This window comes from Bacteroidota bacterium (assembly GCA_018698135.1).
Taxonomy (GTDB): domain Bacteria; phylum Bacteroidota; class Bacteroidia; order CAILMK01; family JAAYUY01; genus JABINZ01.
Genome location: JABINZ010000240.1, coordinates 20559 through 32396, shown reverse-complemented (window position 1 = coordinate 32396; position 11838 = coordinate 20559). Strand labels below are relative to the sequence as shown.

The following is an 11838-nucleotide window of genomic DNA, read 5'->3' as shown; positions in this document are numbered from 1 at the left end:
TTTTTTCTTTCCCGACCCTAAGAAAGACTATAATGAAATGAATACTTTTTCAGAAGGGAAAGAAAAGGTTTACAGGCAATCGGACAATCCTTTAAACCGCTCGGGTTTGTTATTTTCGGGAGCCAACAATGCATGGAGCGGTAAAGACGTTCCCCAAGAATTGGAAGATGGGATATTAACTGCATATGAAGTTTCTAATATGTATTTACCCAATACCCGTTTGGTGGTTCTTTCTGCCTGTGAAACAGGGCTGGGTGATATCAAAGGTAGCGAAGGGGTGTTTGGTTTGCAACGTGCATTTAAAATGGCAGGTGTAGAATACATTATTATGAGTCTCTGGAAAGTACCTGACAATGAAACGGCTGAGTTTATGGAAATTTTCTATACCTGTTTATTTTCAGGAACAACAATCCCCGTAGCTTTTAATTTTACCCAAAAACAAATGAAAACCAAATACAAAAATGATCCATATAAATGGGCCGCTTTCGTGTTAGTGAAATAAATTCGAACAATGGCAGTTAATATATTTTTGAGCAATAAAAACCTATTGTAGAAGAATCTGGTTCCAATAACTATCGAAATGTTTTAAAAGTGTTGTAACTAATTTTAATTATCAATATATGAAACCCTAGATGTGAAGACATGAAAAAAGGCTTTCAAATTATCTCTGAAAGCCTTTTCTAATGTGGGCGATGAGGGGCTCGAACCCCCGACCCCCTCGGTGTAAACGAGGTGCTCTGAACCAACTGAGCTAATCACCCAATATTTAAAGAACTCTTTGAGCTTTGCCTGAAGCAGACAACTAATGCCCAAATGCGGGTGCAAATATAAGTTAATATTTTAATTCACAAATAAATATTGTCAATACTGTGTTCTTTTTTCCTTCTTCTCTTATAATGTAGAATAAGACACTCTCTCAATTTCAGTGTCTGACGAGATTAATCAAAAAAAGCGCAAGAAAATTAACCTGCGCTTTTGCATTCAAACCAATTTAGAGAGGACTAAAATATTCCAGTCAAATCCATATAGTGTCTGTAGCCTATTGAAATATTGAATGCTCCAGCAGTACCATCAAAATCTCCTGTTGGTGATTCAATTTTATATTTCATGGGAACAAAATAAGATGCTGAAATTAAAAAGCCACCTAAATCCAATCCAATTTCAGGACGCAATCCTAATGAATAGGCACGCCCACCTTTTGTTACATCAGTACCAACTGTTACATCTGGTGTTGACATTTGAGAAAGGCCCAAACCTAAACTCCCATAGGGACTGAATGATTTATCAGGGTTTAATAATCGATATTGACTTTTAAGTCCATAAAGAGCAAGTCCATATACCCCAAAATCAAAAAACGACTCCCCTTCACTTCCTATTAAGGCAGCACCGCTGTACATTAATCCAACGGCTAATTTATTATCTAACTTATCTAAGCACATCATCACATCAGCTTCATAACCTAAGCCAAAAGAGCTTAATCGATCTCCTGTTACGTCATCGGTAAATGCATTACCTCTGGGGCCAGCATATCCCACTTGTCCTGAAACAGTAAATAGCTGAGCATATGAGCTCAGACTTAACATACTTAATATCAATAGAATTGTAAATAATTTAAATGTTCTCATTTTTGCTAATTTTTACTAATTGTTTTATAAAAAAATACTTATCCTATAAAAAACATGAATGCTTGAATCATCTATATTTAAAGGGATTTGAAGAGAATAGCATACGTCAAACCTAATGGTTTTATGGCAAATGATTAAAACAAATATTTATTTTATAATTAGGCTATTTTGTTTATTAAATTATTCTCAATTTACTTTCAAGTATTGTCTTTAATCTTAAATATCTGACACTTTTTCTCTCTATTTGAATAAACTAACAAATACTACTACTAATATTGATAAATAAAACACTAATAACACCATATTTGAAAGTAACACTTTCCTTTTTATTAGATTATCAGCGCCCTTGTAAATTGTTGGCAAAAACAATTGAAGAAAAACCTTAAACTGACCAAGTTCTTCATTATCAAATGTTATTCCTAAATAGTCTTTAAACTTGAATTTAGGCTTAATCAATCCATCTTCTCGTTTATAATCTAAATGGGTTTCAATTATTCTAGTTCGATAAATCATACCAATCACTAATAAAATGACACAAACTATTTTCAGCCAAAGGATTATCAAATTACTTTCTTTACTAATTTAAACCATTTAAAAGGAGGATAACGGAGTGGTAAGTCTAACAGATTTAGTGATTTCATTACACCCTGACTATTGGAAAATGCCTGAAAACTGTTGTAACCATGATATACACCTTTACCACTGTTCCCTACTCCACCAAAGGGTAAATAATGATTTGCAAAATGAATCAATGTATCATTTATACAACCACCTCCAAAGCTTATTTGTTGAAGTATTTCTTTTGCTTGTTTACTTTTTCCAAAATAATAAAACGACAAAGGCTTTTCATTTTTATTAATATAATCGATAGCCTCACTAATCTCTTCAAAACTTATGATGGGTAATAATGGACCAAAAATCTCCTCTTGCATAATAAGAAAGTCAGACTTAACATGGTCGATTAGTGTTGGTTCAATATATTTATTTGCTCTTTCTGTTTGGCCTCCTACTACAATTTTTCCTTGCTGCATCATATTATGCAATCGGTCAAATGCTTTTTCGTTTACAATTCGCGGATAAAACTCACTTTCTTTGATGTTAATACCATACATATCTGTAAAACAGGCTTTTATTTTTGCAATCAATTCATCCTTTATTGAATGATGTACAAACAGATAATCAGGAGCAATGCATGTTTGTCCTGCATTAATCGTTTTTCCCCAAGCAATTCGCTTGGCAGCCATCTCGATGTTGGCATGTTCATCTACTATACAAGGACTTTTACCACCTAATTCAAGAATAATGGCCGTTAGGTTTTCGGCTGCTGCTTTCATAACAACTTTACCCATAGCAGGACTTCCCGTGAAAAAAATCAGATCAAACTTTTTCGCTAATAAAATCTCGTTCACATGACGCCCACCCTGAATACATGAAATATAATCTGACTCAAAATTATCAAGTAACATTTTCTCAATAACTTTAGCAACATGAGGTGTATAAGGTGAAGGTTTAACAATGGCACAACAACCAGCTGAAATACATCCAATTAAAGGATTAATCAACAATTGAAATGGATAATTCCAAGGAGCCATGATAAGGGAAATACCTAATGGTTCATGGTAAATTTTGCTACTTGAAGGCCATAATTTAAGGGGAGTTGGAGCTTTTTTAGCAGACATCCAATCCTTTAAATTCTTTATATGAAAATCCAATTCATCAAGTACCAGCCCAACTTCTGTGTAATAAGCTTCTTGTTTTGATTTTCCTAAATCAGTTTTTAATGCATCATAGATAAAGTCCTCATGAAGTAGTATAGCCTTTTTCAGCTTCTTTAATTGTTCAATTCTAAAATGATAGGATTTTGTTTTTAACGAGGAGAAAAATGCTTTTTGCCTTGCCAGCAAATGATCTATTTCAGAATTTGTTGTTTCTTTCATTGCTATTTTACCTTTTTAGGAATTTTACTCATAGCTCTTTCTGCAATGGCTGTAATACTTAATGCTGGGTTGACTCCAGGATTTGCTGATATCATTGATCCATCAATCACGTACATATTATTATAACCAAAAACTTCATTGTTTTTATTGATGACTGCACTTGAACTATCTTCTCCCATAACCGCACCACCAAGAATATGGGCAGTAGATGACAATCCTGCCAATGTTTCCAAAGAAAAAGAAGTAGCCTTCCCTCCTACTATTTTGCTGTATTTTTCAACTAAATCAATCGATTCAGGAATAAATGGACTTGGCTTTTTACCTTTACCTACAATTGACCGCATACTGCCAAAGAATCCTATTTTGAACCTGAGTGTACTATCAATGCTTTGCATAAACAAAAGGACTGCCGTGCTTTTCCCCCAATTATTTACAAAGTATACTTTGAAATAACTCCAAGGAGCTTTAAGCAATTGTACTATCATTCTGAATAGTCGAATAAAAATATTGCTTCCAGTTGCCAGCGGAAAATGAAGTAACTTCCAAAAACCAGATCCTTCAGAATATCGAACCACTTCTAAATGGCTATTATCATCCGTATGCAATAAACTTCCGATTGCCACTCCTTTAGATAAATCCTTGTTGCTGTCTAATGTGGAAACGCTTATCAATGTCTCATTATTCGTTCGGATAAAATCGCCAAGCTTCTCGGACAAATGGGTAAGAGAGCTTTTTTTAAGTTTTAACATGAGCTTAATCGTACCTAAAACTCCACCTGAAAATATGACCGCTTTTGCAATGAGTTTGCTATTTCTAGCAAATAGCTGGGTACTAGATTTAATATATACTTCATATCCATCTGAACCATCACAATCAACTGGTTTGACATCATAAACCTCTCTTTCTGCCCTAATTTCAGCACCCAGATTTTGGGCTAAATGAAGGTAATTTTTGTCCAATGTGTTTTTAGCATGATGCCTACAACCCGTCATGCAACCACCGCAGAAATTACATCCTGCTCGTTTTGGGCCATCTCCATTAAAATAGGGATCTTCAACCAATTCATTTTCCTTTCCAAAAAAAACACTCACATACGGATGTTCAAATTGGTTTGCACGATTGATTTCTTCTCCTAATTGTTTTAAGGCTATATCTCCGTCAAACAGTTTTGGATTTCGACTTGCACCGAGCATGTCAAGTGCAATTTGGTAAAATGGTTTCAACTCCAATCCCCAATCTGCCAGTTTACTCCAGCTACCTTGATTATAAAAACTTGGTTTTGGAATTGGTAATGTGTTGGCATAAACAAGCGATCCGCCACCAACACCATTTCCAGAAAGTATGGCAACATGTTTAAAGATTGTGATCTTCATGATACCAAAAAAACGCAATGCAGGAATCCATAACCATTTTTTCAGATTCCAATTGGTTTTAGCAAAGTCTTCTGCTTTAAACCACTTTCCTTTTTCAACAACAAGCACTTTATAGCCTTTTTCTGAAAGTCTTAAAGCGCTTACTGACCCACCAAATCCACTTCCTATGATGATATAGTCGTAATCGTACTGCAAAGCTTGTTTTTTTATCTTTTTTAACTTGTCCGTAAAAATAAGACTTTTAGCCCGTATCGAAATAAGTTCTATGATTATTTTATTGTAGTGAAATATCAGAGACTGAGATTAATTAAACAATCCCGATGCTATCATTTATAAAATGTGATACTCGAGCAAGAATTTTCGATCTATGTGGATGAAGCTTACAATGTCCTGATAAAAACAAATTCAAAGATTAAGATTATAATCCTAAGAGCTCAACCAGCTTATTCTTTTTACCTGAAGCTATCATCACTTCAGACTTATCAGACATAAGCAGAGAGCCTGTTTTCCCTTTGTGATAGCTAAGGATATGGCGCAAGTTGACAAGATTTGATTTATGAACTCTCATAAAGCCATATTCGGATAATTGCTCTTCGATTTTCTTGAGTGTTTTACTTATTAGTTTAGATGAACCATCTGTAAAATGAAATCGGGTATAATTATCGACACCTTCACACCGTATTATTGTGCCAATTTCCAATAAATCAAAACCAAACTGGTGAGGAAACATGAACTTATTCGTTTGAATCGCATCAAAGTTTTTTACTTTGTTAATACTTTCTATGATGCCTTGTTGGGATAACCTGTTTTTTACTTCCTCCACAGCCTTGATAAGCTCTTCGATATCTAAAGGCTTCATTATGTAATAGGCGGCTTTTTTATTCAATGCTTCAATTGCGTAATCGCTATATGCAGTTATAAATACGATTTCAAAATCATCCTTCCCTACTTTTTCAATCAAGTCGAAAGCATTACCATAAGGTAGTTCAATATCAAGGAAAAGAAGGTCAACATCATTATTTCGGATAGCCTGTATCGCCTCATCTATATTAGAAGCAGTAGCTACAACTTTAATTTCAGGACAGTATTTCTCTAAATAAGCTTCCAGCGTTTCTCTTGCCGGCAGTTCATCTTCCACTATAATTGCTTTGATTTCCATTTCAGTATTATAATTCAGGAATAGTCAATGTCACCTTTGTTCCTTCCTGATTATGATTCAAGTCTTCAATATTCAACTCTATATTTTGTTTATACAGTTTATTCAGTATTTCCAATCGTTTCGTTGTGTTTACAATACCTTTCGATTTATTCTTCTTTTGATTCTCCGTTTTAAGTTCCTGGGATTTTGTTCGCCCAATCCCATTATCAATAATTTCTACTTTCAAGCAGGAGTCTTCTTTTATAATCTCAACTTTTAACAATCCGTCCTTTTCTTTATATCTCAGACCATGCCATACTGCATTTTCAATATAGGGTTGAATTAACATGGGTGGAATTCTATATTCATCTGCATTGATGTTTTTGTCAATATTGAAAGTATAGCTAAACTTATCAGCAAACCGGATATTCTCAAGTTCAATATAGGATTTTAGCATTTCAATTTCTTTTGATAATGGGATAAAATCATATTCTGAATTTTCCAAAATACTTCGAATTAGCCGTGAAAAACTGGATAAATATTTATTGGCTTTAATCTCATCGTTTTTAGCAATAAAACTATTTACAGAGTTTAATGCATTGAAAATAAAATGAGGATTCATTTGTGTTCGTAAAGATTTCAAGTCAAGAAAAAGATTGTGTTTTTTCTGTATTCGAATTCGTTGAAAGGCACTTATCAATGCAAAGACGAGCAAAGCAACCACAATAAAAAGAAGGATGATCAAATTCCTTTGGTACTTATTACTTTCTGTAATCAATAACTGATCTTTTTCCATGGATTGCAATTGAATGTCAAAAAGCTGTTTGTCTTGTTCCAACAAAACGATACGGTTTTGATTATCTGTCAGTTTTTTTGCCACATCAATCACTTCGTTTATCTCATTTTCCTTTATCTTGTATAATTCATCAACCAGATCAACATAAGTTTTATAACTTTCAATGGCTTGATTGCCTAAACCTAGCTCTACATAACTTTCAGATTGAGTTTTTGCTGCTTCAATTTTGTATTCAATACCAATTTTTTCCTGTTCTAACTTCTCATTCTTTTTAATAACATCAAGTGCTTCATCAGGTTGATTCTGACCATTTAACGCCTGTGCTATTGATGTATTGTTTCTGAAAGACTCTTCTGATACATTAATTTCCTGCTTTTGCAATACATCTATATTTTCAGTTAAAGTATTGCTAATTGAGTTTCGAGATTCAATCTCTTGCTTATACATTTTGTTTAGTGCATAATATTCAGCAAGTAGGTTTTGTGATTTAAGTTGAAGTTTTCCGTTTGCTGTTGAAATTGCTTGTTTGCTTGCTTCTGTTAAATAATGCAAAGCTTTCTCATCATTAATTTCGATTAGAATGATAGCAATTTTTAGTTTTATCTCTGTATTCTTATCAATCTGTGAAAGCTCAGTAGCAATTTTTTCAGCTTCTTTGAAATTGACAAGGGCTTCAGTAAATAATTTGGCAGAATAATTATTATCACCTAATCCTTCCTGAATTAGCAATTTTTGCTGTTTATTAACACTTGAATTAAGGAGTAAATTAAATAGGTCAATACTTTTTTGATATTCTTTAGCTTGAAGGTAAAGATTAGCAGCGACCAGATTATTATCAAAAAATCTAGAATTTTTCGCACCATATAATCGTGCACTTTTCTGATAATTCATTGCGGCAAGATCGTATTGTTTGAAATGTTTATAATAAACACCCAAAACTTCGAATGTTCTTGCCTGCTTTGTTTTGTCTTTTTCTTCTAAGGAGAGAATCATTGCCATTTCAATAAAGTTGAAAGCTTTCTCAGGATTCGTCTCAAGTTGCATGCTCACTGAATCCAACAGCAAGTCTATATCAGAAAATGAATAGTTTTTAACATCATTAAAACTTTGTCTTTGTGAAAATGAATTACTCTGCGAATAAACAACCGAGATGATAATCAGTAGAAATAGAAAAAAAAATGACACTTTTTTTAACATGCGCTTCTTGTTTGACCAAGTAAAAGTAACAAATTATTCAGAGCTAGTTTCAATTTCAGAGGTATTTAGCTCAATGGAATCATGCTTTCCCTCAACCTACACTCTATTTGCCTAATTGGATTAGGGGCTTACCTAATTGCTAGTTTTTCTCAGTTTTTTCATGCAACATGCTTTTCTGACTACCGACTCCATCTATCATTGAGTTCCAATTTCACAATAATAAAACATGCTATTTTTTTTTGCCTAATAAAAATCCCCCCTAGCCTAACTCCTTTATTGTCCTCCCTAAAAGTAGCTTTTTTGAAGCTGATTTGCCCCTTAGTTTTGATTCAAAATCGAAATTAAATTTTATTCAATTTTAAAAAAAACAAATGAAAACAAAAATTATTTTAGGCGTTCTGGCACTACTAATTGCAAATGCAAGCTTCGGACAATCAGCAGGAAATGTAATTTACAACAATCCTCAAGCGGTTAAACCACAAAGAGTACTTGTAAATATAAGTGCACCTGATAATCGAAATGTTATTCTGCAGGCCGATGTATTAATAAACATGAAGCCAACAAGTTATGTTGCCATATTTAGTGCAACACAAAATGGGAAAACGGCTACTGAAACAGATTCACTATTGAATATTCGGTTAGCCATGGTTGAAAATGGATTGAAACAAATGGGTATTAAAGCTAGTGATATCCATATTGATGTAATTTCAATGCTACCCACTTATTCCATAAAGCTTGAGAAGAAGAAATTTAGCCATACAGCAAATGAAATACCCACAGGTTTTCAAATGAAGAAAAACATCCATGTTATTTTCTATAATCATGATAAGCTTTCTGAAATCATCTCTCACGTTGCTAAAGCTGAAATTTATGACATTGTAAAAGTTGACTACAATTTGTCAAATATTGAGGCGGTATATGACTCATTAATGGAAGCTGCCAGTCTGGTTATTAAAATGAAAGAAAAACTATATGAAAAAATGGGACTTCATCTGGAGGTTGAAAATATGTCGGACGGTTTTAATGTAGCCTATCCATTGGAGAGATATGCAAGTTATACAGCATTCAATACGGGGAGTTCAATTGAAGAAGTAAGAATTGCCAAGAAAAGAAAAGACCGTGCGGTAAATGTTTACGTTAGTGGAAGTAATCAAAAGGTTAATATAAATAACTACGATAAAGACGAAGATGAAACTAGGTTTATTGTAAATCATACGGAAAAGAAAGAGACCATTTATTATAACAAAATCCCTTACAATCAATTTGACAGGGTTATGAATGCTGACTTTGTCGCTCCAAGAATCCAGTTCTTTTATACGTTAAAAGTAAGGTACTCATCAACAAATAAAAAGGCATGGGACGACCGCAAAGAAATTGAAAACAAAAGGAAAAAAGAAAACGAAGAGCGGGCAAAAAAAGGCTTGTTTAAGAAAAGATAAGGACCATTTAAACCTTTGAAATTTATTCAAATATTAAAATCAAAATCATGAAAAAAATAAGCATACTACTATTACTGATAATGGCCGTTCTGAGTCTGCATGCACAGTATAATTTGCAAAATCTTCAACCCCAATATCTGGAATTGAGAACTTCAACAGACAATCTTATTAAGATTTACCCCATTAAAGCCAATAAGGTATTTACAGCGGCTCATAAAGACATCAGTAAATTCACCAATCTGGAATCCGCAATCAGGCTTAACAAGATTGTTGTAACAGAAGTAAGCACTTCAGGGACTGTTAATACCTTATACGCACAAAATATCTCGAAGGAAACCATTTACCTGATGGCTGGAGAAATTATCAAGGGAGGTAAACAAGACCGAATTATCGGTTCAGACGTTATTATCCTAGCGGGTGAAAAGAAAAACATTTCAGCTTTTTGTGTTGAGCGTGGCAGATGGTCGGCTCAGGAATCAGGGACAAAATTTGAAGGCTATTCAAATGGTGTGAGTCAGAATGTAAGAAAAGCTGCTGTAATTAGTAAAAATCAGGGCGAAGTATGGTCGAACGTCAGCCAAGTTAATTCCAGCAATGGTGTAAGTTCAAGTACAGGAGCTTATACTGCCTTGGAAAAATCGAAAGAATACAAGGATAAGATGCAAGCATATTTATCAGTCTTCCACTCGGCATGGGATCATGATCCTACTGTTGTAGGGATGATTGCAGTTTCAGGTAATAAAGTAATTGGTTGTGATATATTTGCGACACATGATATTTTTAAAAATGCCTATAACAATCTTTTACACTCTTACATTACTGAGGCTATCTCTAATGGATCTACAGTGACGATTACAATGACCGAAATCACTAAGTATCTGGAAGCTTTCCTAAAAGATGAAAGCAAACAGGAAGAATCCTTACGTAAAAATGGAGATGTGTTTATGCATGAAAATATGAAAGTTCATATTTCTGTATTTTAGAATTCCAAATCGCCATCTTAAGCATCAGTTTCTCCATTTTTACAATACAAAAAACTGTGTGACACTGAGGGATTGAACTTCTGTCCCCTCAGTGTCTCCACTTTTACAAAGCAAAAGACATAAAGCAATAAAGCTGAGTGACACTGAGACATTGAACTTCATCTTTGAGAGACCAGATGAGGGGAAAAGTTAAAACAACTGAAGAACGAACATCAGAGTCACCTGAAAAACACTCTGCTTTGTTAGCATCGAATATGCTCTAATTTTTTAATGTATTTGTAAACAATATAGAGAGGAATAATACCAAATACACCAAATGAACAATCAATCATTCTCCAGAAAAAAGGAATATCTCTAATGGCTCCAGCTATTAAAGCCAAAGGAATAACCATTAAGCAGGCAATCATCCCGAATTGTATGACCCAGATATTCTTTACAGGATCTTTTAATGGACCAACAAACGCAACTGCAATTACTATATGTGCAAAAGCAAGCCAATCGGTTCCATAAGCTAGAAAAGGAAAATTTGCATTGGTTGAGTTGATACCAATATACACTTCATTGATCCAAGCATAAAGAAAAGCAGGTAAAAATGTCAAATATTTGACCGCTAGCTTTAATTGCATTTCAATCGGAAAGGCAGTAATCCCACTCAAAACAAGCGCTATGATAAAGAAGATAATCCAAATTCGTATCTTTTTTCGAAGTTGTTTGTGCAGCTTTTCCATTAATACAATTCTTTTCGCAATACAGTAATATCTGCCCTATTTGATTCATATTGTGCAGGAATTTTCCGAACAACTTCAATAGAAGCAATTTTATTAATTTTTGTTTCTTCCCCAATTTCATTAACAACAAGCATATGAGCAGCTTTATTAAGGGTTTCCTCATCAATATGTGCCATATTTAACGCTTCTATTATTAAATCACACTTTGCTCTTTGCTTTTCTATTTTAACAAACTTCCATTTGCTTGCATCAACTTCCTGTTCATCCATCACACTATCGTATAGTAGTAATTTTTGATCCCACAGTTTTGCTTGTCTGGCAAAATAAAACGCCCAATCCTTCAAATCAGGAGCTTCGTGAATTATTTTTTTGCTTTTCACTAATAGTTCAGCATCTCCATTAGGAGAAATAAGAAACGACCAAGGTTTGGTTTCCCCAGGTGCTACTTCCCAAGTAAACATACCTAATTCCAATACTAAATTATTGAGTTGATCAGTAACCAATTGTTGTTCGGTAGCTGATTCATCTTCAATACTCTTACGAATTTGTTTTTCATGCTTAATGAACCAATCCCACAGTTTCTTAATATTTTTGTCAATCACTTTTGATCAATTTTTGAAAG

Annotated in this window: 11 protein-coding genes and 1 tRNA gene; 3 read left to right on the top strand and 9 right to left on the bottom strand. The window is 33.9% G+C overall.

The genetic code is table 11. The annotated features are described in order from the left end of the window. Positions 1-37: 37 nt before the first annotated feature. Positions 38-502: a CHAT domain-containing protein gene (locus tag HOG71_14975; GenBank protein MBT5992150.1), complete on the top strand. Its 465-nt coding sequence runs from the start codon at positions 38-40 to the stop codon at positions 500-502. A gap of 184 nt (positions 503-686) precedes the next feature. Here the strand turns inward: HOG71_14975 and HOG71_14970 are convergent. The 7 genes from HOG71_14970 to HOG71_14940 form a co-directional block, all read right to left on the bottom strand. Then, a tRNA-Val gene (locus HOG71_14970) sits at positions 687-761 on the bottom strand. 240 nt (positions 762-1001) lie between these two features. Next, positions 1002-1625: an outer membrane beta-barrel protein gene (locus HOG71_14965; GenBank protein ID MBT5992149.1), complete on the bottom strand. Its 624-nt coding sequence runs from the start codon at positions 1623-1625 to the stop codon at positions 1002-1004. A gap of 240 nt (positions 1626-1865) precedes the next feature. Next, positions 1866-2138, bottom strand: a complete 273-nt coding sequence (locus HOG71_14960) for a hypothetical protein (protein ID MBT5992148.1) — start codon at positions 2136-2138, stop codon at positions 1866-1868. A 47-nt stretch (positions 2139-2185) separates the two neighbouring features. Next, on the bottom strand, positions 2186-3562 hold the full coding sequence (locus HOG71_14955) for an aldehyde dehydrogenase (GenBank protein ID MBT5992147.1): 1377 nt from the start codon (positions 3560-3562) through the stop codon (positions 2186-2188). A gap of 2 nt (positions 3563-3564) precedes the next feature. After that, positions 3565-5130, bottom strand: a complete 1566-nt coding sequence (locus HOG71_14950; protein ID MBT5992146.1) for a GMC family oxidoreductase — start codon at positions 5128-5130, stop codon at positions 3565-3567. A gap of 223 nt (positions 5131-5353) precedes the next feature. Then, positions 5354-6094 carry a response regulator transcription factor gene (locus tag HOG71_14945; GenBank protein ID MBT5992145.1) on the bottom strand — a complete coding sequence of 247 codons (741 nt, stop codon included), beginning with the start codon at positions 6092-6094 and terminating at the stop codon, positions 5354-5356. Between the two features lie 7 nt (positions 6095-6101). Then, a complete protein-coding gene (locus tag HOG71_14940) occupies positions 6102-8066 on the bottom strand; it encodes a histidine kinase (GenBank protein ID MBT5992144.1) in 1965 nt (654 codons plus the stop codon). A 371-nt stretch (positions 8067-8437) separates the two neighbouring features. Between HOG71_14940 and HOG71_14935 the strand changes: the two genes are divergently transcribed. After that, complete coding sequence (locus HOG71_14935; protein ID MBT5992143.1) at positions 8438-9505, top strand: SIMPL domain-containing protein; 1068 nt, start codon at positions 8438-8440, stop codon at positions 9503-9505. A 47-nt stretch (positions 9506-9552) separates the two neighbouring features. Next, positions 9553-10488 (top strand): hypothetical protein, encoded by a 936-nt coding sequence (locus HOG71_14930; protein MBT5992142.1) that lies wholly within the window; start codon positions 9553-9555, stop codon positions 10486-10488. Positions 10489-10730: 242 nt separating this feature from the next. Here HOG71_14930 and HOG71_14925 read toward each other — a convergent pair whose 3' ends face one another. Together HOG71_14925 and HOG71_14920 are read right to left on the bottom strand one after the other, a co-directional pair. Then, positions 10731-11216 carry a hypothetical protein gene (locus HOG71_14925; GenBank protein ID MBT5992141.1) on the bottom strand — a complete coding sequence of 162 codons (486 nt, stop codon included), beginning with the start codon at positions 11214-11216 and terminating at the stop codon, positions 10731-10733. Then, a complete protein-coding gene (locus HOG71_14920; protein ID MBT5992140.1) occupies positions 11216-11818 on the bottom strand; it encodes a hypothetical protein in 603 nt (200 codons plus the stop codon). The genes HOG71_14925 and HOG71_14920 overlap by 1 nt, the downstream gene beginning before the upstream one ends. Positions 11819-11838 lie beyond the last annotated feature (20 nt).

Bases quoted from the DNA above. Each gene is read 5' to 3' on its own strand.
- HOG71_14945 (MBT5992145.1), bottom strand. From the start codon at position 6,094: ATGGAAATCAAAGCAATTATAGTGGAAGATGAACTGCCGGCAAGAGAA.
- HOG71_14935 (MBT5992143.1), top strand. From the start codon at position 8,438: ATGAAAACAAAAATTATTTTAGGCGTTCTGGCACTACTAATTGCAAAT.
- HOG71_14965 (MBT5992149.1), bottom strand. From the start codon at position 1,625: ATGAGAACATTTAAATTATTTACAATTCTATTGATATTAAGTATGTTA.
- HOG71_14960 (MBT5992148.1), bottom strand. From the start codon at position 2,138: ATGATTTATCGAACTAGAATAATTGAAACCCATTTAGATTATAAACGA.
- HOG71_14955 (MBT5992147.1), bottom strand. From the start codon at position 3,562: ATGAAAGAAACAACAAATTCTGAAATAGATCATTTGCTGGCAAGGCAA.
- HOG71_14940 (MBT5992144.1), bottom strand. From the start codon at position 8,066: ATGTTAAAAAAAGTGTCATTTTTTTTTCTATTTCTACTGATTATCATC.
- HOG71_14925 (MBT5992141.1), bottom strand. From the start codon at position 11,216: ATGGAAAAGCTGCACAAACAACTTCGAAAAAAGATACGAATTTGGATT.
- HOG71_14930 (MBT5992142.1), top strand. From the start codon at position 9,553: ATGAAAAAAATAAGCATACTACTATTACTGATAATGGCCGTTCTGAGT.
- HOG71_14975 (MBT5992150.1), top strand. From the start codon at position 38: ATGAATACTTTTTCAGAAGGGAAAGAAAAGGTTTACAGGCAATCGGAC.